This is a genomic window from Xanthobacter nonsaccharivorans, from assembly GCF_043194755.2.
Classification (GTDB): domain Bacteria; phylum Pseudomonadota; class Alphaproteobacteria; order Rhizobiales; family Xanthobacteraceae; genus Xanthobacter; species Xanthobacter autotrophicus_G.
The window spans coordinates 567,979-592,133 of record NZ_CM195526.1; the positions used below are offsets into that span (position 1 = coordinate 567,979).

A 24,155-nucleotide genomic window follows, 5' to 3' on the forward strand; every position below is an offset into this window, starting at 1 on the left:
GTGGACGGAGCGCGGCAGGTTTGAGATGGATCACCGCATGAGCTGATCAATAGATGTTAACCTTACGGCATGGCAACCATACCCGCCGAAGCTTTCGCCAACGATCCCTATCGCGCCCCGCCCGAGGCGGTGCTCGATGCCTTGCGCACGTCCGCCCGTTCCGGCCTGAGCCGGGCCGAGGCGGAGCGCCGCCTGGCGCAAGGCGGCCGCAACGAGCTGGAGGCGGCGCCGGCCCGTCCGGAATGGCTGAAATTCCTCGACCAGTTCGCCGACGTGCTGGTGCTCCTGCTGATCGTGGCGGCGCTGGTCTCCGGCGCCGTGTGGCTTCACGAGCGCGATTCGGCGCTGCCCTACGAGGCGCTGGCCATCCTCGCCATCGTGATCCTCAACGCCCTAATGGGCTACATCCAGGAGGCGCGGGCGGAGCGGGCCGCGGCGGCCCTGCGGCAATTGTCCGCCCTCCACGCGCACGTCCTGCGCGCGGGCGCGCGCATGGACATCGACGCCGCCGATCTGGTGCCGGGCGACATCGTCTTCGTCGCCGAGGGCGACACCGTTCCGGCCGATGCCCGGCTCATTAAGTCCACCGCCCTCCAGGTGGTGGAGGCCGCGCTCACCGGGGAGAGCGTGCCGACCGCCAAGGAGGTCGCCGCCATCCCCGGCGAGGCCGGGCTCGGCGATCGCAGCAACATGCTGTTCAGCGGCACCACAGCGGTCTACGGGCACGGTATCGCGGTGGTCACGGCCACCGGCATGCGGACCATGATGGGACGCATCGCCGGCCTGCTGCAGAAGGCGCCGGACGAGCTGACGCCGCTGCAGAGGGAGCTCGCCCGCGTCGGCCGCGCGCTGGCGGTCACGGTGGTCGTCATCGCCATCGCGATGATCGGGGCCATCTTCCTGCTGGGCGAGGTCCGCAGCGCGGCGCAGGCGTTCGACGTGCTCATCCTCGGCGTCGCGCTCGCCGTGGCCGCGGTGCCGGAGGGCCTGCCGGCGGTGGTCACCGCGGTCCTGTCCATCGGCATGCAGCGCATGGCGCGGAAGAAGGCCATCATCCGCCGCCTCTCCGCGGTGGAGACGCTCGGCTCGGCCACTGTCATCGCCTCCGACAAGACCGGCACGCTGACCCGGAACGAGATGACGGTGCGCCGGGTGGTGACCGCCAGCGGCTGGGCGCAGCTCACCGGCGCCGGATATGCGCCCGACGGCGAGGTGGAGCTCGTCGGCGCGCAGACGTCCCTGGCGGCGCTCCGGCGCGAGGTCGACCGCGCCCTCACCGCCGCCGAGCGCACCAATAACGCCGTGCTGCGCGAAAGCGACACGGGCTGGGTGGTGCAGGGCGATCCCACCGAGGGGGCGCTCATCGTCGCGGCGCGCAAGGCGGGCCTGCTGCCGGAGGCGCTCGACGCCCGCTTCCGGCGGATCGGCGAGGTGCCGTTCTCCTCCGGACGCAAGCTGATGAGCACGATCCACACCGATACGGAACGGCCCGAGCGCCTCCTCCTGATGACGAAGGGCGCCCCCGACGTGCTGCTCGCCCGCTGCACCCACGAGCTGGTCGGCGACCACGCGGTCGCCCTCATCGGGGCCCGCCGGGCCGCCATCCTGGCGGGCAACGAGGCGCTCGCCGGGCAGGCGCTGCGCACCCTCGGCGTCGCCTACCGCTCCCTGCCGGGCGAGCGCCCGGAGGGCGACGCGTTCGAGGAGGCAGAGCGCGAGCTCGTCTTCGTCGGCCTGATCGGGATGATCGATCCGCCGCGGCCGGAGGCGCGCGCGGCGGTGGCGCGGGCGCATGCCGCCGGCATCCGCTCCCTCATGATCACCGGCGACCACCCCGCCACCGCGGCGGCCATCGCCGCCGAGCTCGGCATCTGCGCGGATGGGCGAACCGTCACCGGCGCCGAGCTCGAGGCCATGACCGAGGCGGAGCTCGACCGCACGGTGGAGGCGGTGTCGGTCTATGCCCGGGTCGATCCCGAGCACAAGCTCAGGATCGTGAAGGCGCTCCAGCGCGCCGGCGAGACGGTGGCCATGACCGGCGACGGCGTCAACGACGCGCCGGCGCTGAAGGCGGCCGACATCGGCATCGCCATGGGGCTTACCGGCACCGACGTCTCCAAGGAGGCGGCCGACATGGTGCTGGTGGACGACAATTTCGCCACCATCGTCGCCGCCGTGGAGGAGGGCCGCGCGATCTTCGCCAACATCCGCAAGTTCCTGCGCTACCTGCTCTCCTCGAACATCGGCGAGGTGATGACCATGTTCTTCGGCATCGTCCTCGCCCAGGCCATCGGGCTCTCCGCGGCGGCGGCGGGCGCGGTGGCGCTGCCCCTGGTGGCGACGCAGATCCTGTGGATCAACCTCGTCACGGACGGCGCCCCGGCGCTCGCCATCGGCGTCGATCCGGCCGATATGGACGTGATGCGTCAGCCGCCGCGACCGCGTGGCGAAGGGGTCATCACCGGGCGGATGTGGGCCGGGATCTTCTTCGTGGGCGCGATCATGGCGGTGGGCACGCTGCTGGTGCTCGACGCCGCGCTTCCCGGCGGGCTGATCGAGGGCGCGGGCAGCATGGCCTATGGCCAGACCATGGCCTTCACCACGCTGGTGATGTTCCAGCTCTTCAACGTCTTCAACGCCCGCTCGGACGAGGCGAGCGCCTTCCGCGGGCTGCTGCGGAACCGGTGGCTGTGGATCGCCGTCGTCGGCTCGCTCCTGCTGCACGCCGCGGTGATCTACATCCCCGTCCTGCAGGATGCGTTCTCGGTGGTCGGCCTCGGCGCGGGCGACTGGCTCATCTGCGTGGCGGTGGCGAGCTCGGTGCTCTGGCTGCGCGAGCTGAGCAAGATCGTGGTGCGCCGTGCCGTCCCGGATCGCGCGCCGGCGAGGTGAGCGTGTTCAGGACCATCGAAGCGTCACCCGGGCGGGTCCGGCGGGACCTTGCCGCAATCTGGGCGGCCGCGCATCCGGCCCGCAGGAGGCCGAAGACGCTTCATGGGCAGGGACTGTGGCCGCAGTCCGCGCAGCATCTGGAGCTCAAGGGTGATCCGCAGCGGCGCCGACCGGGCGCGGCCGGATAATGTTTCTGATCGACGCGTATCTGCGCACATCTCTCGTCGTGGTGGCTCAGGCTCGCGGCCACCAGGCCAATCATGTGACCTGCCTTGGCCTCGGCGACGATACAGGCTGTGATCTCATGCCCCGGATCGTCGCTGGCGACTTCACCTTCGCGACCAACGATGCGCGGGACTTCCACAAGCTTTACGCCAGGGAGGAGATCCACGTAGGTCTTGTGATCATCGTGCCGCAGGTACTTCCGGCGCGTCAGTGCGTGCTTTTCGACGCGGTTTCGATCGAAGCGGCGCTTGTCAACGAGGTGATTGAGATCGTCGAGGACACCGGCGAGGCGATCCTGTTGAGGTGTTCGCTTCCCATTTGAACCGACGGGGAAGCTGTGGAGAAAAGGAGGGAGGGGTTACCCTCCCTCCGCCTCGTTGCGGGTCTGAGCGACCGCCGCGAGTAGATTCTCGATGCGCTGGAGCGCGTCGGCGCGCTCTTTGCGAGTGAGGAGGCAGGCAGAGAGCTCAGCGCGCAACTCGGCGATTTCGGTGTGGATGTCGATGAAGTCGGTCATGGGAACCTCCGTTGTCTTGATGACGGAGACGGGTGACCGGGTGCTGGAGGGCCGGGTCAGGGATCGCGCAGCGATCGGCAGCGCCGGCGGGTGGGGGAGCCGATTTTCTGGTTCAGCCGCAGGCCAGGGAGGAAAATCGGGGGAACCGGGTAGTGTCTCAGTTTGAAATCCGGCATCCTTGACCGGGGTGTCGCCACCGCGCCCAGCTACTTATATGCTTAGCGGGAAGCATGGAGGGCGCGCTATGATCCAATGGGCGGTCGATCTGGGCTTTGAGCGACTCGTCAAAAGTGATCAGTGGCCGTTTGATTGCCGGTGGACCCATTTCGAGAGGCCTACGGGACGTTACTTGGATATTCTTCCATCCCACTCAGTTATAACAATTAGCCAAGTGGCCGATCCAAAGAAACAGCCACATGATGTGTGCTTTCGCGCTAATAAGAGACTGAATAGTCAGGGATGGCTAGTTGGGCTTCCGAATCCAGAAGAAGCTCCGACCACAGGCGGGGCGCCGCATGTTCTTCTCATCCATGGCCATCAATCACTGAATTTCGCGGATCTCGGCATTCCGCGCGAGGACCATCAGAAGGGTTACCACTACCGCACCGGAAATTTGATGCTGATGCCTCATGCCGTTGTTGCCCCGGAGGATTCGGTTGAGGATACGGACATAGAGGCGGTGATGTCCCTCAAGGAAGAAATCGATAAGTGGCGTAAAGACAATGCCTCCTGATAACATTTTTAGCTTTCCAAAAGCCGCTCGCGCAGTTCAGCCCGAGCGGCTTTTGATTCCAACTAGGCTCCGGGATGCGCGGAAGGCCGCACGCTTGTCTCAGGCAGACCTAGGGGATCTTGTCGGCGTGACGCGGCAGGCGATTTCTGCCTACGAACGCGGAGACAAATCGCCTGAGCCAGCGACGTTTGCCAGGATTTCAGAAGCATTGTCACAACCAGCGATCTTTTTCACCGGCGCCGATGCCCCGTCTTTTGGACAACAAAGCACTCGTTTTTTCCGTAAAACTGGAGCCGACACCGTTAGGCGAAATGAGGCCTGCGCGGTTCTGGGTGATTGGCTCGTACATATTGCAAAATATTTTGATGATCTAGTCAACTATCCAGACGTAAATATTCCAGAATTTGCGCCTACGTCAAATGACGGTAGGTATTCATATGAAGAGATTGACGAGATAGCTTCAGACGTGAGGCGTCATTGGGGGTTGGGCTCGGGACCACTCTCAAATGTGCTTTCATTGGTCGAAAGCAAAGGTGTTGTTGTTTGCCGCTACGAAATGGAAAAGGAGAATGTGGAAGCCTTTTCGTTCTGGAGCGGAAATCGCCCATTCATTTTTATGGCGACCGAAAAGGAGGCGGGCGTCCGCAGGAGATATGACGTTGCCCATGAGCTTGGCCATTTGATTCTACATAGATGGGTTGAGTAATCCGAGATCGAAAACAAAGAGACGCTTAAAATCATTGAGTCTGAGGCAAATAGATTTGCCGGCCCATTTTTGCTCCCGAAGAAGTCGTTCCAAAATGAGATTTACACGACAAAACTTGACGCATTTATTACTCTGAAAGAGAGGTGGAAGGTATCAATACAATGTATGATTTATAGATGTAAGGATTTTGATATTATAGATGACGATCAATATCTAAATTTGTATAAGAAAATTTCTTTTAGGAAATGGAGAAAATCAGAGCCGTTAGATGATCCAGGCAGGATTGCAATCGAGCAGCCACAGCTTTTAAAAAGGGCTGTCAGGCTTGTATTGGAGCATGGGCGAAAGCATCCAGACGACATCATCCAACAGCTAAGATTTAATGCTAGCTTGATAGAGTCATTTTGCGGGCTGTCAGCGGGGACATTGGACCGCAAAGCATTGGAGGGAGTGACTCCGACTTTGAAATGAACTTTCTAATTTACGCTAAGCATGAAAGTTCATATCATGCCTCGCATGAACAAGCTGCCTCTCGCCAAGCGCGTCCAAATCCTCTCCATGCTCTGCGAGGGGTCGTCCATGCGGTCGATCTCCCGCGTTGCGGACGTGAGCATCAACACAGTGTCCAAGATGCTGGTGGATGCCGGCAAGGCGTGCGCGGCCTTCCACGATGAGCAGGTGCGCGGTGTGAAGGCGCGGCGGGTGCAGGTCGATGAGATTTGGTCGTTCACCTACGCGAAACAGAAGAACGTAGCGACAGCCAAGGCGGCCCCGGAAGAGGCGGGCGATACATGGACGTGGACCGCCATCGATGCCGAGTCCAAGCTCATCGTGTCTTGGCTGGTGGGCGGTCGCGACAGCGAATATGCGATGGCCTTCATGGACGATCTGGCAGGCCGTCTCGCGAACCGAGTGCAGCTCACCTCAGACGGTCACAAGGCGTACCTTGAGGCAGCCGAGGGCGCGTTCGGCGGGGACGTGGATTATGCGATGCTGGTGAAGCTGTATGGCACGGCACCGGAAAGCGCCCGTGGCCGCTACAGCCCTGCGGAGTGCATCGGCGCCCGCAAGGAGCGCATTGAGGGCTCCCCCGATCCCGAAGCACGTCAGCACGTCCTATGCCGAACGCCAGAACCTCACCATGCGGATGCAGATGCGCCGGTTCACCCGCCTGACGAACGGCTTCTCGAAGAAGTTCGAGAACCACATGCACATGGTCGCCATCTACACGGTGTTCTACAACTTCATGAAGCTGCATAAGGCGCACAAGGTGACGCCTGCGATGGCGGCGGGTGTCGCGGATCGGCTTTGGTCCATGGAAGACCTTGCCGTCATGCTGGACGAAGCCGGCCCGAAGCCCGGAAAGCGCGGCCCCTACAAAAAGCGCGGCGAAGAAATTTCAAACTGAGACACTACCCTCGCTCGACTGGAGGCGGGCGGTCGCGCCCGCCTTCCTGTCCCGGACCTAAGGCGGGACAATCACACGGCGGCGATCTCCTGTCTGACGGTACGCCCGAGGGACATGACATAGTCCACTTGGATCGACCGCAGTTCGTCAACGTCCACCGTGAAGGGATCGCGGTCGAGGGCGATGATGTCGGCGTACTTGCCGGGCGCCAACGAACCACACACGTCGTCCTCACCCATGGTGAGGGCGGCATCCAGCGTGTGCATGCGCAGCGCCTCCTCCAGGGTGATGGTTTCGTGGGGATCGATGAACTTGCCCGAATAGGTCTGACGCTTCAGGCAGTTCCAGATGGAGAAGAAGGGGTTGGTGGCCTCCCGCTCGGAGCCGATCCACACGTCCGAGCTGCCGGAGAGGCGCCAGCCCTGGTCAAGCAGGGTGCGAAACGGGAAGCGGCCGCGGGTGCCGTATTCGCCCAGATAGTCCTCGAAATATTCGCCGAAGGTGTAGATGAAGACCGGCTGCGGCACCGGCAGCACGCCTGCCTCGGCCCACAGGTCCGCGGTACGTGTACGCGGCATCAGATTGCCGGCATGCTCGATGCGCATGCGGGTGCGGCCGGAGGTGGCGCCGCCCATCTTGATGACCGTCTCGCTGAGCCAGTCCTGGGCTCGATCGCCGTTGGCATGGACCGACAATTGCAGCCCCCGCTCCTGGCTGAGGCGGTAGGCACGACGGAAGAAATACTTCTGGAAGGCGATGGAGCCCGAGAAGCCGGGGTGCCCCACATAGCAGCAGTTCACGGCCGCAGAGCGGGCGGAGAAGCCCCCGTCCGAGAACAGCTTGATGCCTTGCACCCGCAACTGGCGCTCGGACGCACCAAGATGGAAATGGTCCTGCCAATTCAGGGCCTTGTCCAGCTCCAGCATGCCCGGCGCCCATAGATAGAGCCGCATGGAGAGCGGCAGGCGGCCGTCAGTGGCGAGATCGTCGAGGCATTGGGTGCCGAGCACGGTCTCGGAGATCTCGCCGATGGTGGTGACGCCGTAGCGGGTGAAATAGGAGTTCAGCCCCTCGTCCAGCGCCTGGGCCAATGTCTCGTGGGTCAGCTGTGGCAGCGGCAGGATGGTATCCATCTCCTTCACCACGCCGGTGGGATTGCCGTCGGCGTCGCGCTCCACGAATGGCGGGCCGGTGATGGAGAAGGCCGGCGCCACATAGTCCCGATCGATCTTCGCCACCTCCAGCGCCTTGGTATTGAGCACCGTGATGTGCCCCCCAGCCCTGAGCGCCACAGGCCGGTCGCGGCTCACCCGATCCAGCTCGGCACGGGTAGGCAGGCGCCCCTCCTTCAGCTTGCGGTCGAAGAACAGGTTCGCCTGGCCGACGATCCAGGGGGTAACATCCGCAGGCACACATTGGCTGGTCAGGGCATCGAGAACGTCCTCGATGGTCCCGCATTCGGGGGCGCGGCAATCGACGGTATTGTGGCCGGTGCGGCACACCACCTCGGCGTGGGCATGCACGTCCACGAAGCCCGGCATCAGCGTGCGCGCGCCGAGGTCGATGACCTCGGCCCCGGCAGCGGCGTGCTCGGCCGCGTCGGCGCGCCGGATCAGGCGGATGATGCGCGCGCCGCGGACCACCACGCCCTCGAAGGCCTCGGAGGCGCCGGGCTGCATGGTGATGACCCGCCCGCCGAGCAAGACGATGTCACGCGAGGATGGGGAGGATGTGGACATGATGCCTCTTGGACGTCTTGGATGCACGCATGGCGCACCGCCGGACAGAGCCCGGCGGTGCGAAAGAGTCACGGCTTCTTGACGAGCGGACAGCGGGATTCCGACAGCTTCAGGAACGCCTCATCGCCAGGGATGGTCGCGATGAGCTTGTAATAATCCCATGGATATTTGGATTCCTCGGGTGTCTTCACCTGGAACAGGTAGAGATCGCGGATCATACGCCCGTCCTCGCGGATATGACCGTTCTTCACGAAGAAGTCGTTGATGGGCATTTCCTTCATCTTGGCCATCACGGCGGAAGCCTCGTCGGTGCCTGCGGCCTCGATGGCTTTCAGGTAATGCATTGTAGTGGAATAGACGCCGGCCTGGGACATATTTGGCATTTTCTGCATCTTCTCGAAGTAGCGTTTGGAGAAGGCGCGGGTCTCCTCGTTCATGTCCCAGTAGAACGCGGAGGTGAGCAGCATGCCCTGCGCCGTCTTGAGCCCCAGAGCATTGATCTCGTTGATGTAGACGAGGAGCCCCACCAGCTTCTGGCCGTTCTGCCCCATGCCGAACTCGGACGCCTGCTTAATGGCGTTGGCAGTGTCGGCACCGGCGGTGGCGAAGGCGATCACGTCCGCACCGGAGCTCTGGGCCTGCAGCAGGAAGGAGGAATAGTCGAGAGCGCCGAGCGGCACCCGGACCGAGCCGAGCACCTTCCCGCCACTGGCCTTCACGGTATTGGCAGCGTCGCGTTCAAAGTCGTGGCCGAAGGCGTAGTCCACCGTCACGAAGTACCAGTTCTTGCCCCCGCGCTGCACCACCGCCTTGGCCGTGGAATTGGCCAGCGCATAGGTGTCGTACACGTAATGGACGGTATTGGCGTTGCAGTCCTCGTTGGTGAAGCGGGGTGAGCCGGAAATATTGATGACGAGGATCTTGTTTTTTTCCTTCGCCAGGGCGCTCACGGCAAGGCCGGCGGAGGACATGTTGCTGTCCACGATGGCATCGACGCCGTCCTTGTCAAACCATTCGCGGGCACGGGCCACCGCGATGTCCACCTTGTTCTGCATGTCGGTGAAGACCACCTCCACCGGCTTGCCGAGGACCTTGCCGCCGAAATCCTCCACCGCCATGCGCGCGGCGGTGACGGAGCCGAGGCCCGCCACCTCGGAATAATTGCCCGACATGTCCATGAGCAGGCCGATCTTGACCTTGTCATCGGAAACGGCGCCGGGAGCGGCGGTTTTCTGCGTCGTCTGCGCCAAAGCGGGGGCCGCGGCGCAGAAGATGCCGGCGGCGAGCGCCAGTCCTTTCAAAGTCGTCGTCATGGTTACGGTTCCCCTCTCGTTATCCGCTAAATCAGGCGGCGCGGGCGTCGGGTTCGTCCGCGGCCAAAGCGTCGGATGCCTCGGCCCCGGTGACGACCGGCACCACCTCGAAGCTGCACAGGTCGGCCCAGCGCGCGACCCAGCGCTGGATCAGCGTCACGTCCTCGCACTCGAACACCTGGAACGAGCGCGTGAGGTCCGCCGTGGCCCAGGAGGACTTGAAGGTCATCCCCTCGGGGATCAGCCGCCCGTCCTCGCGCATGCGCCGGTAGACGGCCGCACCATCCTGATTGCGAAAGCCGGTGATGATCATGAAGTGCATGGCAGGTCCTCTCGGATTCAACGCTTGTTCCGGCGCGCGAGCCGGTATTCGATCTCGCCGACGATGCCGCGCCGGAACAGCATCACGCAGGCGACGAAGCAGGCCCCGATGAGCACCGGGGCCGGGATGCTGGTGGCGCCCAGCTGGTGCTCCAGCACGGTAACAAGGGTGGCCCCCACCACCGGCCCGAGCAGCGTGCCGATGCCACCGAGCAGGGTCATCAGGATCACCTCGCCCGACATCTGCCAGGTCACGTCCACCAGCGTGGCGAGCTGGAAGGCGAGCGCCTTGGTGGCACCGGCGAGCCCGGCAAGGGCGGCCGACATGACGAAGGCGGTGAGCTTGTAGCGGTTCACCTCGTAGCCCAGCGAAATGGCGCGCGGCTCGTTCTCGCGGATCGCCTTCAGCACGTTGCCGAACGGCGAGTTGACCACACGCCAGATGAAGACGAGCCCCAGAACGAAGATCGTGGCGACGGTGTAATAGAGCGCCAGTGGCCGCGAGAGATCGACGAGGCCAAACAAATGGCCCTGCGGCACTTGCTGGATGCCGTCCTCACTATGGGTGAAGGGTGCCTGGAGAAAGATAAAATAGACCATCTGCGACAGCGCCAGCGTCACCATGGCGAAGTAGATACCCTGGCGGCGGATGGCGAGCATGCCCATGCCCAGCCCAAGCGCTGCGGCGAAGACAACGCCGGCCAACAGCCCCAGCTCCGGCGGGAGGCCCCAGATTTTCACCGAGTGGGCGGTGATGTAGGCGGCGCCGCCGAAGAAGGCGGCGTGGCCGAAGGAGAGCAGGCCCGCATAGCCGAGCAGCAGATTGAAGGCTGCCGCGAACAGCGCGAAGCACAGGATCTTGATCAGGAACGCCGGGTAGAGCACCAGCGGCGCCACCGCGAGCAGGGCCACTGCCGCCAGCACCCAGGTCCATCGCGGAACGGCGAGGGTGAAGGCGAGGCGCCGGGCAGGAGAAGGCACAAGCGTCATCTATTCAGGCCTCCCGTCCGAACAGGCCGGCGGGCCGCACCAACAGCACCGCGGCCATGACCACGAAGATCACGATGGAAGAGGCCTCCGAGTAGAACACCTTGGTGAGGCCTTCGAGCAACCCCAGCGCATAGCCGGTGACGATGGCGCCGAGAATGGAGCCCATGCCGCCCACCACCACCACGGCGAACACGATGATGATGAGGTTCGTGCCCATGAGTGGGCTGACTTGGTAGATGGGCGCCGCCAGCACCCCCGCGAGCGCGGCAAGTCCCGCCCCGAGCATGTAGGTGAAGGTGAGCAGCCGCGGGACGTTGACGCCGAAGGTCTCCACCAGCCCGGCATTTTCCGTGGCCGCGCGCAGATAGGCGCCGAGCTTGGTGCGCTCGATGACGAGCCACACCGAAAGGCACGCCACCAGCGAGGCCACCACCACGAAGCCGCGATAGATGGGCAGCACCATGAAGCCCAGATTCACGAAGCCGGTGAGGCTGGCGGGCACGGCATAGGGCCGCCCTGCAGCATCGAAGCCGTCGCGCATCAGCCCCTCGATCATCAAGGCGAGGCCGAAGGTGAGCAGCAAGCCGTAGAGGTGGTCGAGGCCGTAGAGGTGGCGCAGAAACAGCTTCTCGATGACGAACGCCGCCGCCGCCACTATGAGCGGAGCGAGCAGCAGCGACGGCCAGAAGCCGAAGCCGAACACTGACAATAGCAGATAGGCCGAGAAGGCGCCGAGCATGTACTGCGTGCCGTGGGCGAAGTTGATGACCCGGAGCAGGCCGAAGATGACCGCCAGCCCAAGGCTGAGCATGGCGTAGAACGAGCCGTTGATGAGACCGATGAGAAGCTGGCCGAACAGCGCCTGCACCGGGATTCCGAAGAGGGTCGCCATGACCGCCTCACACGCCAAGATAGGATTGAAGGGAGGCGATGCGCACACCCGCGTCGCGGGTCGTCACCTGATCCACGATCCGGCCGTGCTCCATCACATAGAAGCGGTCGGCGAGCCGGCGGGCGAAGCGGAAATTCTGCTCCACCAGCAGGATGGTCATACCCGCGGCCTTCAATGCCTTGAGCACCTCGCCGATGCGCTGCACCACCACGGGGGCGAGGCCCTCGGTGGGCTCGTCGAGTAGCAGCAGCCGGGCGCCGTTGCGCAGCACCCGCGCCATGGCGAGCATCTGCTGCTCGCCGCCGGAAAGCTTGGTGCCGGGGCTCGAGGCGCGCTCCTCCAGGTTCGGGAACAGGCGGTAGATTTCCGTCAGGCTCATGCCGCCCTCTGCCAACACTGGCGGCAGCGTCAGGTTCTCCTTCACGGTGAGCGCAGCGAAGATCCCGCGCTCCTCCGGCACGTAGGCGATACCGGCACGCGCTGCGGCATAAGCCGGCAGGCCGATGAGCTCACGGCCGTGCAGCCGGATCTCGCCGGTGCGGCGCTTCAGGAGCCCCGTGATGGCCCGCAGCGTCGTGGTCTTTCCGGCCCCGTTGCGGCCGATGAGGGTGACGGTCTCGCCCTCCGGCACCTCCAGGTCCACGCCGTGAAGCACGTGGCTTTCGCCATACCAGCCGTTGAGGCCGCGTAGAGAGAGATGCGGCTCAGTCATCGGCCGGCTCGCTGCCGAGGTAGGCCTCGCGCACCCGCGGGTCGCGGCTCACCTCGTCATAATTGCCTTCGGCAAGGATCTCGCCGCGCGCCAGCACCGTGATGGTGTCGCACAATTGCGAGACCACGTTCAGATTGTGCTCCACCATGAGCACCGTGCGGTTCTGCGCCACACGGCGGATCAGGTCGGCGATATGGCCCACGTCCTCATGTCCCATGCCGGCCATGGGCTCGTCCAGCAGCAGCATCTCCGGGTCCAGGGCGAGGGTCGTTGCCACCTCAAGCGCCCGCTTGCGGCCGTAGGACAGCTCGGCCGCCGTCACATGGGCGTGGTCGGCGAGCTGCACCGCGTCGAGCAGCTCCATGGCGCGGGCGTTGAGGGTGTCGAGCGCCGTCACCGAGCGCCACCACTGGGTGGCGAGATAACGCGGTCGCTGGAGCGCCACTCTCACATTGTCGAGCAGCGTCAGGTGCGGGAATACAGCGGAGATCTGGAACGAGCGCACCAGCCCCATCCGCGCCACCCGCGCCGCGCCGGCCCGGGTGATGTCCTCGCCGCGGTAGATGATCCGGCCCCGGGTCGGCTGGAGGAACTTGGTCAGCAGGTTGAAGACAGTGGTCTTGCCCGCGCCATTGGGGCCGATGAGGGCGTGCACGCTGCCCTCGCGGATGCGCAGATCGACATTTTTGACCGCGGTGAAGCCGCTGAAATCCTTGGTGAGGCCCTCCGCGCACAGGATCACGTTCCCCGCGCGGCCGGGCGCGGCCGACAGGCTGGCTTGCATGTTTGGCACCTCTGGAAAGTTTTGTTTTTCGAAACTTGTCTCGATTTACAGATCATGGTAGACAGCTTTTACTGACTGTCAATCGAGTTTCCTCGACATCGCGACAGCGCGATGTGCTGGACGCTGGCGTGGCCGTCGACGTAAGGCTGCCCCGTCAGGGACGAGACCACATGGCCGAAGACCACAAGCTGCTGCCGCTGGAGCGCTATTTCCGCATCCTGGAAATTCTCAACGCCTATCCGGACGGGCTGTCACTGATGGAGGTGGCGCGCGTGCTCGGCCTGCCCAAGGGCACCGCCCACCGGCTGCTGGCTGGCCTGCAGAAATGCAACCTGGTGGGGCTCACCGCCTCCGGCTCTGCCTATGTCATAGGCGAGCGGGTACGCCGCCTCGCGCTGCTCAGCACCGACGACGCGTTCGTGGAGAGCCATACCAGCGTGCTGCTGCGCGACCTGAGCACCCAGATCGGCGAGACCTGCTACGTGGCGCGGATCGAGGGCGTCCAGGTGCGCTCCATCGTGATGGAATCGCCGGACGCGCCCTGGCGTGGCTTCGTGCTCCCCGGCAAGACCATGCAGCCCAACGCCACCGCCTGCTCCAAGGCCATCCTCGCCTTCCAGAGCGAGGAGGTGGTGGACCGGGCGTTGTCTGGCCGCATCATGCGCCTCACGGACAAGACCAAGGTCGATCCGGCCGCCATCAAAGCAGAGCTGGCGCAGGTGCGCGAGCGGGGGTTCGCCACTTGCATCGGCGAGGTGGACGAAGCGCTGGCTGCGGTGGCGGTCCCCATCGAGGTGCCGCCGGCCGGGGTCGTCTACAGCCTGGGCGTGGTGGGGCCGCTGCCGCGCATCACCAGGCTCATTGCCGACGGCATTCCCAAGCGCATGCAGGTGGTCGCGAAGGCCATCGCCACGGCGCTCACCAAGGGCGGCAGGGGCGGTGCCCCGGCCACGCTGGCGGGCTGAGGGGACCGATGAGCGCGTGGCCGGGGCGAGGCCGAGGCGGTTGCAGCGCCGCCTCGGATCAGGGGTCGGCGCGGGTCAGGCGAGCGCCGTCCAGACCGTCTTGGTCTGGAGATACTTCTCCAGGCTCTCCGCGCCGTTGTCGCGCCCGTAGCCGGATTGCTTGAAGCCGCCCCAGGGGGCGGTCGCGTCAAACTGCCCATAGGTATTGATCCACACCGTACCGGCCTGGAGCGCGGCGGCGGTGGCGTGGGCCTTCTTCACGTCGCGCGTCCACACCCCCGCCGAGAGGCCGAAGCTGGTGGCATTGGCGCGGGCCTTCAGTTCGCCGAGGGTGTCGAAAGGCTGCACCACCAGCACCGGGCCGAAGATTTCCTCGCGCGTCACCTCGGCAGTGTCGTCGGCATCCACCAGCACCGTGGGCGCGTGGAAGAAGCCGCCCGCCAGCGCGCCCTGCGGCGCCGTCCCGGCCTGGGCGACGCGCACCCCGCTTTCGGCGGCGCGGGAGACGAAGCCGGACACCCGCTGGAGCTGCTGGGCGGACACCAGCGGCCCCATGAAGGTATCTCCGGACAAGCCATGCCCCAGCTTCAGCTTGCCGGCCTCGGCGATCACCGTCTCCACCACCCGGTCGTAGATCGGCCGCTCCACCATGAGGCGCGAGCCGGCGGCGCAGACCTGGCCCGAATAGAAGAAGATGGCGATGGCGGCCACGGCGGCGGCGGCCTCCACATCGGCATCCGCGAAGATGACGTTGGGGTTCTTGCCGCCCAGCTCCAGCGACACGTGCTTCAGGCTGTCGGCGGCCGAGCGGGCGATGTGCTTGCCGGTCCGCTCCGACCCGGTGAAGGCGATCTTGGCTACCCCCGGATGGCTGATGAGCGCTTGCCCGGTGGTGGCGCCGAAGCCGGGCAGCACGTTCAGCACGCCCGGCGGCAGGCCCGCCTCCAAAGCGAGGCGACCGAGATAGAGGGCGGAAAGCGGGGTCTGCTCCGCCGGCTTCAGCACCACCGTGCAGCCGGCGGCAAGCGCCGGGGCGAGCTTGAAGCAGGCCTGGCAGAGGGGAAAGTTCCAGGGCACGATGGCGGCCACCACGCCCACTGGCTCGCGGCGGGTGTAGACATGCATATCCGGCACCGAGACCGGCAAAGTGCGTCCCTCGATCTTGGTGACCCAACCGGCATTGTAACTGAGCGCGCCGACACCGAGGGCGATGTCCACCGCCTTGATCTGGGAGGCGGGCTTCCCGCTGTCGAGGGCTTCGATCTGGGCGAGGTCGTCGGCATGGCCCTCCACCAGAGCTGCGAAGCGGCGCAGCACCGCCTCCCGCTCCGCTGGCAAAAGCCGCGCCCACGACCCCTCCAGGGCGCGGGCCGCCGCGCGCACCGCGCGGTCCACGTCCTCGGCCCCGGCGTGGGCCACGTCGGCGATCTTGCGGCCGGTGGCGGGATCGAAGCTCTCAAAGGTTGCGCCCGAGGCGGCATCCACGAACACGCCGTCGATAAGGAGCCGGTGGCGCTCGCCGAGGAAGGCGCGCACGCCGGGGCGCAGCAGCGCGTCGGTGTCGAAAACGGCGGGGTTGCCCTGAAGTCCCATGGCGCGCCTCACAGAACGCTGTTGCTGTCGATAGTGAGAAGGGTGGCGCCGCCGGTGGCGAAATTCGCCACGTCCGCCACTGCCGCCTGCCCTTCCGGCGAGGCAAGCGAGGCGTCGAGATCGGCCGCGCTGGCATAGGACAGGATCGCCACGAGATGGACCGGCGCGCCGCCGCCCGCCGCCGCAACCGGCCCGCAGCTCACCTCGAACCCCTTGAGATGGGGCATCTTCCGGGTCAGCGGAATGTGCACCCCGGCATAGTGCCGGTCGAAGGCGGCCGGGTCGCGCGGCACGCCATAGATCACGATCACCTGCTTCATGGCTCAGGCCTCCCGCGGCTGCGGCAGCGCGTGGAAGGCGCGCCGGTGATAGAGCATGACGCCGCGCACGGCATCGTGGCTGATGTCCCGCACCGCGCCGGTGACGATCACATGGTCGCCGCCAGGCAGGTGCGCCGCCACCTCGCAGGCGATCACCGTCTGGCAGCCGGGAAGCTGCGGCATGCCCAGGAGCCCCTTCTCCCAGGCCACCTGGGCGAACTTGTCGCCCTTGCCCGCAAACACGGCGGCGAGGTCGTCCTGCCCGGCCGCGAGCACATGGATGAGGAAACCCCGCCCCACGCCGAGGGCGCCGAGGGTGCGCGAATCCCGATGGAAACAGGCCAGCATCAAGGGCGGGTCCAGCGACAGCGACGACACCGCCGAGAGGGTGCTGCCGGCCGGCGAACCGTCCGTGTTCCAGCCGGTGATAACGGTGACGGCGCTCGGCATCTCCGCCATGGCGGCACGCAGAGGGGCGTCGTCGAAAGCGACAGGCACGGACGACAAGGCGGGGGAGGCTGCGGGCATGGCTGTTCTCTGCTGTGACTGAGGAAGGAGCCGACGGCGTGGCATTCCGCTTTCCGCGCGCACACGCCGCCCATAGTTCGCTTTTCGCTAAATCCTAGTTATATTATCCGTATTTCACTAATAATTTGGATAGTCAATTCCGTATTTCGCTATTTTTCCATCCCGAACGCCGAAATCCGCAGCCACGCCCGGGCATTGGGCGACCTTCCGCGCTTGACCCGAGCGAAGGAAGCTTGGTAAGCGCGGACGCAGAGTCAGGGAGGCGAAACGATCCATGGCGAAGAAGCCGTCGGCCGTCGGCCGCGAGCCCTACGGCACGGCAATCGAGGCCGCACCCAAAGCGGTGCCCGTGCGGCGCAATCCTCTCGCCCAATGGCACCTGACGGACAGCGACCGTGCCATCATCGCCCACCTGCAGGAAGATGGGCGCCGGCCGTTCGTGGCCATCGCCCGCGATGTTGGGCTTTCCGAAAAGACCGTGCGGGCGCGGGTGCACCAGCTTATCGAGGCGAATGTCATCCAGATCGTCGCTTTGGCGAGCCCCACCGCGCTCGGCTACAACGCCGGCGCGCTCCTGGGCATCACCACCGATCCGGCGGCCCCCTCCTCCCGCATCGCCCGTGCCCTCACCGACATCCACGACATCGACTACGTGGCCCTCACCACCGGCCGCTACGGCATCTTCGCCGAGATCATCGCCGAGGATTTCCCAGCCATGCAGCGGGTGATCGAGCAGGAGGTGGGGGCAATCGAGGGCATCCGCTCGGTGGAGGTCTTCCCCTATGCGAGCGTCTACTATCAGAAGGCCAAGTTCTTCAGCCGCGACGACAATGACACCCCCGGCGGCGTGAAGCAGAAGAAGCTCGACCTTGCCGACCGCGAGATCATCCTGGAATTGAGCCGCGACGGGCGGGCCCCGCTCAACACCATCGCCGCCAAGCTCGGCGTCTCCGAGACGATGGTGCGCACGCGCATCGCCGCCCTGCTCGGCTCGGGGCAGATGAGCATCCTCGCCCTGCTCAACCCCATGAACCTCGCCGACCGCACCCTCGCCTGGCTCGGCATCCGCCTCGATCCGGCGGCCGACCCTCATGCGGTGGCGGAAGCGGTGTCCTCGGTCAAGAACGTCTCCTACATCGCCATCTGCTCGGGTCGGTACGATCTGTTCGTGGAGCTGGTGTGCCCGTCCCACGAGGACATCGTCGTCACCGCGCGCCGCCAGATCGGCCGTATCGCCGAGGTCACGCATCTCGAGGCGTTCCTGTATGTGGATCTGCATTACAAGTCGCTGGTTCCCACCGGCCGCTGAACCGCGCCGCGGCCGGTGGGAGAGCAGGCGTCAGGCCCCGTAGCCGCCCTTGCCGGCGGGCATGACCAGAAGACGCGTCACCAGGTAATAGACGAGCCCGGCCATCACCACAGTCGGCAACGATGCCGAGATGTACTCGTAGGGAAAGCGAGACTCATAGGTGATCGGGTTCAGCAGGTAGATGTAGGTGCAGAACCCGGCCGCCATGCCCGCGATCGCCGCCGGGTTCACCCCACCCCAGAAGCGATAAGCGGTGCCTTCACGCCCGTCGAAGATGGCGCGCACACTGATGTGCCCTTTGCGCAGGATGTAATAGTCCACAATCTGCATGCCGCAGATGGGTGCGAAGGTGATGGCGATGAACGCCAGGAAGGTGCCGAAATTGGCGAAGAACAGCTCCGGCACCAACACCCCCACCAGCGCCACCGGGGCGATGGTGACGGCCAACAGGACCGACCACGGCAACTTCTCCGCGAAGCTGTAGTTTCTGAGCCCGATGGCCGAGCAATAGATGCCTGCGACCGTGGTGCCGAGGTTGGCCGCCGTGACGAAGGCGAGCGCAACGATGGCATAGGTGGTGCCGCCCACCGTGCGCAGCCATTCCGCCGGGTCGGACACCTGCAGCACCAGGATGCCCGCCACCCCCATGATAGACAACAGGGCCACCGAGGCCCCGAGGCCGAGCATGCTCGGCACCGCGGCCGCGCGCCCATTGGGCGCCATCCGCACCATGGCGCCGATATAGGGCCACCAGGAGAGCGCCGGCGCGATGCCCAGCTCGATGCCGGTCATGAAGTTCCACAACGGGTTTGCGTTGGCATAGGCCGGCACCGCGGCAGCGAGCTCCGCCGAGCGGCCGGTGACCAGGATGTAGAGCATCCAAAGGCCCACCAGCACGTGGGCCACCAGGATCTTGGATACCCGGTCCACACCCGTCGCGCCGCTCAGCAGAAACACGAACACGAGCGCGGAGGCAAGCAGTGTGGCGCTCGGCACCACGAGATGGGCGGCCGAGGTGTCCACCAGCCCTAGCGCCACCAGGAACTGGGACGCCGACTTGCCGAAAAAGATGAGCAGCAGGCAGTTCCAGCCCATGATAGACAGGAATTGCAACGTTGCCGGGATGGCCCACGCCCTGGAGCCGAACTGCGGCCGTGACGCGGCGATGGAATCGATGCCGAATTTGGAACAGGTGGGCACCGCCGCCAGGGTGGAGAGCAACATGCCGAACATGCTGCCGGCGATCAGGGTGGCGATGCCCTGCGTGAAGTTAAGGTAGTAGCCGACATATTCGCCGATGATGTAGCACCATGTGGCCGCCCCGGCCGTGGTCAGGGCGATGAGGAGCTGCCAGGAGCTCCAGGTGCGCTCGGCTGGCACCAGCGGCCAGGCGTTCTGGTCGGCGGCGCCGTGGTTGACGGCGGGGGCAGCGGCCCCGGCAGGCGAGGCGATGTCGCTCATGACACCCCCCACACCACCGCGGCCGCCGGCACCACGATGCCAAGCATCACGAGCCAGAACCAGGTCCTGCCGTCGAAATCCGCGCCCTGCTGGGCGGGGTCCTCGAGCACGCGGATGCGCGCCTCCAGCTCAGGAGGCAATACGATCGGATACATTCCCCTCTCCTCGTTCCGGAAGGTTGTCTCTGGTCAGGCCGCTTTATTTTTCTGGTCCTGCACGTTCGGGATGACTTCCGCCCCGATCAGCTCGATGGAGCGCATGATGTGCTCGTGCGGCACACCGTCGATGCGCAGCAACACCTCGTCCACACCCATGGCCTCAAGCCGCTTCAGCCGCGCGACGAAATCGTCCGGCGTGCCGATCATGGCCGAAGGGGTCTCGTTGACGAGGAAGTCGATGTCGTTCTCATGCTCCAGCAGGCGCGTCATCTTCGCGTCCAGGTACTGGTACGACTGGCGCTTGCCGAGCGGGATGTAGAGATCGAGGATGAACTTGAAATAGCCGAGCGCCACCTCGCGGGCGACCTCCACCGCCTCATTGCGGGTCTGCGCGCAGAAGGCGGTGGCCACGTAGAGCCCGGCGTGCTCGGTGCGGCGCGGGGCCATCTGCCTGCCCTCGGCGAGGCCGGCGCGGTAGGCGTCCATGCACTCCTGGAGATAGTCGAAGCCGAAGTAATTCTCGAAGGTGAGCACGCCGATGCCGCGCTCACCGGCATTGCGATGGGTCTCCACCGAGGAGGCAGCGACGAACAGCGGCGGATGGGGCGCCTGCACCGGCTTCGGCACGATGGTGCGCGGCGGGATGTTCCAAACCGGGCCGTGATGCTCCAGGACCTCGTCGCTCATGGCCTTGATGAGTACATCAAGGGAGTCTTCCCATTGCGTGCGGGTAGCAGAGGGATCAACCCCGAATACTTCAAGTGTGGACAGGTTGTTGGAACGCGCGGTGCCGATCTCGGCCCGGCCACCGGAGACGATATCGAGGGTGGCGAGGCGCTCGGCCACCAGAATCGGGTGGTTCCACGACAGCATCACCGCGCACATGATGCGCAGCTTGATGTTCTTGGTGTGCCGCGCGATGGCGGCATAGAGCACTTCCGGCGCCGACACGGTGAAGCGTGGGGGCGAGAAGTGCTGCTCGGAGGTTCCCCATGCCGAAAAGCCGAGGCGGTCGGCTAGCGTGACCTCCTGGATCATCTCCTCGTACCGCTGCGCCACCGAGACGCCGGCAGCCGGCTCGCCTTCCTGAAGCAATCCAATCTTCATATTATTTGTTCCGTTTTTCGCTGTTTTTTGGCATACACATGATTGTTTCCGCGTTTTTTGACATGTGTCAATATGGGGTCCGCGCAATTTTTTGAGCTGCTACTTCCGGAACCCGCGAATACATCAGGCATGCGTTCCGCTTTCCGTGACAAGGCGGCAGATCGAGGGCATCTTCAGCTGATCGCCATGCCCAACCGGCAATCGGCGAGATCGGTCGCGACGATCACGATGGGACGGCCACCTATGCTTCGGCCGCGAGGAAGCCTTTGGCGATACCGAAGCCAAGACCGAGCTCGTCCGCACGGCATGGCGCGACATGCAGCAAGGTCTACGGGTATCGCAAGCTCCACGACGACCTGATGGACGACGACCTGATGGACATGAGCGAGAGCTGTTGCCCGAACCGGGTGGCGCACCTTGGGCGGCGCGCCGGGATTCAGGCTCACATCGGCTATAAACGTCGGCCCGGCCAGTATGGCGGCAAGCCGTCCCTGGCCATCGACAATACTCTTGATCGCCGGTTCGACGTGGACACGCAAGCAGCACGGAATGGCATGCCGTCACCCGTCGAGTTCGGACGGCAGCACAAAAAGTAAGCCGAGGGCATCTAGAAAACTCGGGGCGGTTCACACCTCGGATGTCACCGTGATCCTGCGCACCAGCGAAAGCTATACCGAGATCAAGCGGGCGCTTTGACGAAGTGGCTGATGAAGGGGCTCCGCTCCGAAAGCGGAGCCCCTGGCGCCAGGAGCAGCCGTTGGAGCGAAGCCAAAGAGCGGATGCTCTCATCAATGAATAACGCCTCAGAAGGCCGGCATTGTAGTAAGATGGCCCCTAGAGCAACAATCTAGGTATGATACAATCCGATCTAAATTGCAGGGGGCTTGCGATGAAATTGGCGGCTGGAATTGGACAAACTTCAGGGGCTGTCGCCTTGGCGATGATGCTTGGTATTTCAGCTGGCGTCGCGCAGGGGAGTGGTGGCGCACCTATGAAAGAAATACCAGTTCTAGCTCTTAAAAGTGGCAGCCAAACCAAGATAGATGCCGAGAATGGAATTCTAAAACTGACGGGCTATGCTCCAATTTCCGGCATGGCATTCTACAGCGTGAATGGTGCGCCAGCCAGTTTGACGCCACCGATACTGGCGGTCCCCCGCGCAAATATGGATGCCTTCACGATGAAGTTGCGCATCCAGAACAATTTAGGTTGTTCTTATGGAATCTATGCTTCCGCCTCTGAAGGTCCAGATCATGCCCGTCCGTCCGACCTAAATACGCACACCCATGGACTGCAGGTGTCTCCCCATTCGCCTGCGCCTTTCGGCCATTGGCATGGCGCTCCGGGTACGACACCGCCTAATGGGGTCTATGGTGATTTCGTAGGTGTCCAGATGTCACCCGCAAAATGCCAAAACGGCAACATCAAAGACTTTATGGAGCATGAAATCATTGTTCCAAAAAATCATGTAAGCGGCCAATTCTGGGTACACCCGCACGTTCACGGTTTTTCAGGTACGCAGGTTTCCCGTGGTCTATCAACATTGCTGACGATTGGCGGATTAGAAAACTATCCCGATTTCCAAGACCGAACTGCGAAAAATATAATGCTCAAAGACTTCCAGATTTCGCGAATGCCGTCGGGTTCGTCATGGTCATTCAATGATTTATTTGATCCACTTCTCTGCTCGAACTCTCCAACCAGGAAGATCTTGAGCGGTCGCTGCTGGAATTCAGCAGCTCCTAACAAGCGCTGGCTCTTTACCGTCAACGGCGATTTGTTCCCCAAAGCCACGATCGCTGATCTCAAGGGACAAGCCATTTGGCGCATCGCCAATGTGAGCGCAAATGTCACGCATCGCGTTCAGTTCGAGGTGATGGACAACAAGACCGGGAAATTCTCGGGCAAATGCATGTTTGTTCGCGTGCTGGGAGTCGATGGTGTGCCGGTCAAAGCTGATTCCACTTTAGATGGTCCGGCTAGTATCTGCGACAAGATTAACACACCGGGAGCGCCGCCGGTCGGCGACGGAAAATCAATCGTTATGATGCCAGCTGGGCGCGCTGATATCTTTCTAAGTAAGGGTAACGCTTGCAACGCGATCGGCCTCGCGGGCGCAGCCTGTGACGCCGCTTCTCTGACGGTACGAATGCAGACAGCCGGGCTGTTCACTGGTTCCGCTGCCGGTGTTGGCGACGAATGGCCTGCGATGAATCTTGCGACAGTCGTCTTCAATCCTACGACTGGCGCAGCTCCAGGAGCCATCGCCGCTCGTACCGCTATGGGCGCTCCAGCCGCCCGAGCAGCGTTGTTCGCTGCTGTTACTCCGCAGCAGTGCATTGATGGATCGGGTAAGGCCATGACGGCCGATACCCTGTCTGCGGTCGACAGGTCTGCAAATACCGGCACTTATCGGTGGATCGGACTGAACATCGTTGCATCGCCAGCGGGCTTATTCGCAGGCAAGTCTGACTTCAGGATGTTTACCAGCTCCGTTCCGCGTCAAGTCAGCGCGTTCTCTACCGACGCGGCCTTTTTTGGGCCCGCAGGCATTTCAGAAAGCGATTACAAAAATTTCGACCACATGAGGATTGATGCGTGTGTTGGCGCGAAATTCGGCCACGACCCGATCGAGGGTCGCGACGTGTATGAAGAGGACTGGGTTGTATTCAATGCGAGCGATGAACTTCATAACTTCCACATTCATCAAACCAAATTTTCGATCATAAGTGTCTGGAATCCTGAATACAACCTTCCCGGGAACGCCGCATTCCGGAACTCCTCAATGACGCCGGGCGTCGGATTCCATGATACCTTCCCTGTCCCGATCCACGGAGCGGTTCACATCAAACTTAGATTCTATCCGGAGTCCGTTGGCACCTTCGTGTATCATTGTCACATTCTAGAACACGAAGATGGCTCTCTCTTCCTCGCTGCCGGAGCGCCCACGAACAGTCGCAATCCGGCGCACTACGCGCGTGGCGGAGGAATGATGTCCGTTATCGAAGTTAAAGACCTTGGCAAGCCAACCGGTGCGGTCCACTGATCGGCCGAATGCCCTGCTGCATTCGGTTGCGAATTGTCTCGTCACCAACGACGCTCTCTCGCTACCTCGGCGACGCCTATGCTGGTACATAGATCTTGATTTTTGAATGAGCCATTGACCCCGTGAGTGCTGTGCCCAGATGCCGCTGCTTCCGTGAGGTTGGCGCCGGCAGGTGGCGTTCGATCTCACGCCGGAAGCGGTCATCAATTCCCGAATTGGTTGACGCCCTTGTTCAGCAAAAGTCCGTGGTACCGAGACCATGTCCAGATACAGGCTCGAATCCCGCGCGGCCCACCGTATAGAGCGGACACATCCGAGTAGGACCTGCCACTTCACGCCGACCTCAGTGTGTAGCCCAAAGCGGTGGAGGGCTTCTTCGCCCTCCTGACGCGAAGGCGGCTCAAACACCGCATCTTCCGATCCGTCGTCAATCTTC

General features: G+C 63.8%; 20 protein-coding genes and 3 pseudogenes. 9 read left to right on the forward strand and 14 right to left on the reverse strand.

All coding sequences use genetic code 11. The annotated features are described in order from the left end of the window. The first annotated feature begins 69 nt into the window (after positions 1–69). The gene (locus tag V5F59_RS02565) at positions 70–2,892 is read left to right on the forward strand and encodes a cation-translocating P-type ATPase (protein ID WP_393982958.1); all 2,823 of its coding nucleotides are present in this window, start codon (positions 70–72) and stop codon (positions 2,890–2,892) included. 187 nt (positions 2,893–3,079) lie between these two features. Then, the gene (locus V5F59_RS02570) at positions 3,080–3,439 is read left to right on the forward strand and encodes a DUF5615 family PIN-like protein (protein ID WP_393982957.1); all 360 of its coding nucleotides are present in this window, start codon (positions 3,080–3,082) and stop codon (positions 3,437–3,439) included. A 36-nt stretch (positions 3,440–3,475) separates the two neighbouring features. Here the strand turns inward: V5F59_RS02570 and V5F59_RS02575 are convergent, their stop codons facing one another. Beyond that, complete coding sequence (locus V5F59_RS02575) at positions 3,476–3,634, reverse strand: hypothetical protein (RefSeq protein WP_393982956.1); 159 nt, start codon at positions 3,632–3,634, stop codon at positions 3,476–3,478. A gap of 244 nt (positions 3,635–3,878) precedes the next feature. On the opposite strand from V5F59_RS02575, the gene V5F59_RS02580 reads away from it, so the two are divergent. The 3 genes and pseudogenes from V5F59_RS02580 (at position 3,879) to V5F59_RS02590 (ending at position 6,481) form a co-directional block, all read left to right on the forward strand. After that, a complete protein-coding gene (locus V5F59_RS02580; RefSeq protein ID WP_393982955.1) occupies positions 3,879–4,367 on the forward strand; it encodes a hypothetical protein in 489 nt (162 codons plus the stop codon). A 94-nt stretch (positions 4,368–4,461) separates the two neighbouring features. Next, positions 4,462–5,544, forward strand: a pseudogene (locus V5F59_RS02585) (helix-turn-helix domain-containing protein). 45 nt (positions 5,545–5,589) lie between these two features. Then, positions 5,590–6,481 (forward strand): annotated as a pseudogene (locus V5F59_RS02590) (IS1 family transposase). A 71-nt stretch (positions 6,482–6,552) separates the two neighbouring features. Here V5F59_RS02590 and V5F59_RS02595 read toward each other — a convergent pair. The 7 genes from V5F59_RS02595 to V5F59_RS02625 all read right to left on the reverse strand — a co-directional run bounded on the left by V5F59_RS02595 (position 6,553) and on the right by V5F59_RS02625 (position 13,232). Continuing rightward, positions 6,553–8,220, reverse strand: a complete 1,668-nt coding sequence (locus V5F59_RS02595; protein WP_393982954.1) for an amidohydrolase — start codon at positions 8,218–8,220, stop codon at positions 6,553–6,555. A gap of 68 nt (positions 8,221–8,288) precedes the next feature. After that, positions 8,289–9,533: an ABC transporter substrate-binding protein gene (locus V5F59_RS02600; RefSeq protein WP_393982953.1), complete on the reverse strand. Its 1,245-nt coding sequence runs from the start codon at positions 9,531–9,533 to the stop codon at positions 8,289–8,291. Between the two features lie 31 nt (positions 9,534–9,564). After that, on the reverse strand, positions 9,565–9,855 hold the full coding sequence (locus V5F59_RS02605; RefSeq protein WP_393982952.1) for a DUF3303 domain-containing protein: 291 nt from the start codon (positions 9,853–9,855) through the stop codon (positions 9,565–9,567). A 17-nt stretch (positions 9,856–9,872) separates the two neighbouring features. Next, positions 9,873–10,844 carry a branched-chain amino acid ABC transporter permease gene (locus tag V5F59_RS02610; RefSeq protein ID WP_393982951.1) on the reverse strand — a complete coding sequence of 324 codons (972 nt, stop codon included), beginning with the start codon at positions 10,842–10,844 and terminating at the stop codon, positions 9,873–9,875. Positions 10,845–10,848: 4 nt separating this feature from the next. Then, the gene (locus V5F59_RS02615; protein ID WP_393982950.1) at positions 10,849–11,736 is read right to left on the reverse strand and encodes a branched-chain amino acid ABC transporter permease; all 888 of its coding nucleotides are present in this window, start codon (positions 11,734–11,736) and stop codon (positions 10,849–10,851) included. A 7-nt stretch (positions 11,737–11,743) separates the two neighbouring features. After that, positions 11,744–12,448: an ABC transporter ATP-binding protein gene (locus V5F59_RS02620; protein WP_393982949.1), complete on the reverse strand. Its 705-nt coding sequence runs from the start codon at positions 12,446–12,448 to the stop codon at positions 11,744–11,746. Next, complete coding sequence (locus V5F59_RS02625) at positions 12,441–13,232, reverse strand: ABC transporter ATP-binding protein (RefSeq protein ID WP_393982948.1); 792 nt, start codon at positions 13,230–13,232, stop codon at positions 12,441–12,443. The genes V5F59_RS02620 and V5F59_RS02625 overlap by 8 nt, the downstream gene beginning before the upstream one ends. Positions 13,233–13,402: 170 nt before the next feature. Between V5F59_RS02625 and V5F59_RS02630 the strand changes: the two genes are divergently transcribed. Further along, on the forward strand, positions 13,403–14,197 hold the full coding sequence (locus tag V5F59_RS02630; RefSeq protein ID WP_393982947.1) for an IclR family transcriptional regulator: 795 nt from the start codon (positions 13,403–13,405) through the stop codon (positions 14,195–14,197). A 75-nt stretch (positions 14,198–14,272) separates the two neighbouring features. Here V5F59_RS02630 and V5F59_RS02635 read toward each other — a convergent pair whose 3' ends face one another. The 3 genes from V5F59_RS02635 to V5F59_RS02645 are packed head-to-tail and all read right to left on the reverse strand — an operon-like array spanning position 14,273 to position 16,638. Further along, a complete protein-coding gene (locus V5F59_RS02635; RefSeq protein ID WP_393982946.1) occupies positions 14,273–15,790 on the reverse strand; it encodes an aldehyde dehydrogenase family protein in 1,518 nt (505 codons plus the stop codon). Positions 15,791–15,798: 8 nt separating this feature from the next. Beyond that, the gene (locus tag V5F59_RS02640; protein ID WP_393982945.1) at positions 15,799–16,110 is read right to left on the reverse strand and encodes an EthD family reductase; all 312 of its coding nucleotides are present in this window, start codon (positions 16,108–16,110) and stop codon (positions 15,799–15,801) included. 3 nt (positions 16,111–16,113) lie between these two features. Beyond that, positions 16,114–16,638 (reverse strand): flavin reductase family protein, encoded by a 525-nt coding sequence (locus tag V5F59_RS02645; RefSeq protein WP_393982944.1) that lies wholly within the window; start codon positions 16,636–16,638, stop codon positions 16,114–16,116. Between the two features lie 274 nt (positions 16,639–16,912). Here V5F59_RS02645 and V5F59_RS02650 point away from each other — a divergent pair, with 274 nt between their 5' ends. Further along, the gene (locus V5F59_RS02650; protein ID WP_393982943.1) at positions 16,913–17,947 is read left to right on the forward strand and encodes an Lrp/AsnC family transcriptional regulator; all 1,035 of its coding nucleotides are present in this window, start codon (positions 16,913–16,915) and stop codon (positions 17,945–17,947) included. 30 nt (positions 17,948–17,977) lie between these two features. Here V5F59_RS02650 and V5F59_RS02655 read toward each other — a convergent pair whose 3' ends face one another. The 3 genes from V5F59_RS02655 to V5F59_RS02665 are packed head-to-tail and all read right to left on the reverse strand — an operon-like array spanning position 17,978 to position 20,673. Beyond that, on the reverse strand, positions 17,978–19,408 hold the full coding sequence (locus V5F59_RS02655) for a cytosine permease (RefSeq protein WP_393982942.1): 1,431 nt from the start codon (positions 19,406–19,408) through the stop codon (positions 17,978–17,980). After that, positions 19,405–19,563 carry a hypothetical protein gene (locus V5F59_RS02660; protein WP_393982941.1) on the reverse strand — a complete coding sequence of 53 codons (159 nt, stop codon included), beginning with the start codon at positions 19,561–19,563 and terminating at the stop codon, positions 19,405–19,407. The genes V5F59_RS02655 and V5F59_RS02660 overlap by 4 nt, the downstream gene beginning before the upstream one ends. Positions 19,564–19,596: 33 nt before the next feature. After that, entirely contained in the window at positions 19,597–20,673 is a 1,077-nt protein-coding gene (locus tag V5F59_RS02665; protein WP_393982940.1) for an LLM class flavin-dependent oxidoreductase, read from the reverse strand. A gap of 283 nt (positions 20,674–20,956) precedes the next feature. On the opposite strand from V5F59_RS02665, the pseudogene V5F59_RS02670 reads away from it, so the two are divergent. Beyond that, a pseudogene (locus V5F59_RS02670) lies at positions 20,957–21,206 on the forward strand (IS3 family transposase); the annotation flags it as partial. Between the two features lie 320 nt (positions 21,207–21,526). Then, entirely contained in the window at positions 21,527–23,719 is a 2,193-nt protein-coding gene (locus V5F59_RS02675; protein WP_393982939.1) for a multicopper oxidase domain-containing protein, read from the forward strand. Positions 23,720–24,155: the final 436 nt, after the last annotated feature.

Coding starts and splice junctions, on each gene's coding strand:
- V5F59_RS02565 (WP_393982958.1), top strand. CDS start 70: ATGGCAACCATACCCGCCGAAGCTTTCGCCAACGATCCCTATCGCGCC.
- V5F59_RS02570 (WP_393982957.1), top strand. CDS start 3,080: ATGTTTCTGATCGACGCGTATCTGCGCACATCTCTCGTCGTGGTGGCT.
- V5F59_RS02575 (WP_393982956.1), bottom strand. CDS start 3,634: ATGACCGACTTCATCGACATCCACACCGAAATCGCCGAGTTGCGCGCT.
- V5F59_RS02580 (WP_393982955.1), top strand. CDS start 3,879: ATGATCCAATGGGCGGTCGATCTGGGCTTTGAGCGACTCGTCAAAAGT.
- V5F59_RS02595 (WP_393982954.1), bottom strand. CDS start 8,220: ATGTCCACATCCTCCCCATCCTCGCGTGACATCGTCTTGCTCGGCGGG.
- V5F59_RS02600 (WP_393982953.1), bottom strand. CDS start 9,533: ATGACGACGACTTTGAAAGGACTGGCGCTCGCCGCCGGCATCTTCTGC.
- V5F59_RS02605 (WP_393982952.1), bottom strand. CDS start 9,855: ATGCACTTCATGATCATCACCGGCTTTCGCAATCAGGATGGTGCGGCC.
- V5F59_RS02610 (WP_393982951.1), bottom strand. CDS start 10,844: ATGACGCTTGTGCCTTCTCCTGCCCGGCGCCTCGCCTTCACCCTCGCC.
- V5F59_RS02615 (WP_393982950.1), bottom strand. CDS start 11,736: ATGGCGACCCTCTTCGGAATCCCGGTGCAGGCGCTGTTCGGCCAGCTT.
- V5F59_RS02620 (WP_393982949.1), bottom strand. CDS start 12,448: ATGACTGAGCCGCATCTCTCTCTACGCGGCCTCAACGGCTGGTATGGC.
- V5F59_RS02625 (WP_393982948.1), bottom strand. CDS start 13,232: ATGCAAGCCAGCCTGTCGGCCGCGCCCGGCCGCGCGGGGAACGTGATC.
- V5F59_RS02630 (WP_393982947.1), top strand. CDS start 13,403: ATGGCCGAAGACCACAAGCTGCTGCCGCTGGAGCGCTATTTCCGCATC.
- V5F59_RS02635 (WP_393982946.1), bottom strand. CDS start 15,790: ATGGGACTTCAGGGCAACCCCGCCGTTTTCGACACCGACGCGCTGCTG.
- V5F59_RS02640 (WP_393982945.1), bottom strand. CDS start 16,110: ATGAAGCAGGTGATCGTGATCTATGGCGTGCCGCGCGACCCGGCCGCC.
- V5F59_RS02645 (WP_393982944.1), bottom strand. CDS start 16,638: ATGCCCGCAGCCTCCCCCGCCTTGTCGTCCGTGCCTGTCGCTTTCGAC.
- V5F59_RS02650 (WP_393982943.1), top strand. CDS start 16,913: ATGGCGAAGAAGCCGTCGGCCGTCGGCCGCGAGCCCTACGGCACGGCA.
- V5F59_RS02655 (WP_393982942.1), bottom strand. CDS start 19,408: ATGAGCGACATCGCCTCGCCTGCCGGGGCCGCTGCCCCCGCCGTCAAC.
- V5F59_RS02660 (WP_393982941.1), bottom strand. CDS start 19,563: ATGTATCCGATCGTATTGCCTCCTGAGCTGGAGGCGCGCATCCGCGTG.
- V5F59_RS02665 (WP_393982940.1), bottom strand. CDS start 20,673: ATGAAGATTGGATTGCTTCAGGAAGGCGAGCCGGCTGCCGGCGTCTCG.
- V5F59_RS02675 (WP_393982939.1), top strand. CDS start 21,527: ATGATACAATCCGATCTAAATTGCAGGGGGCTTGCGATGAAATTGGCG.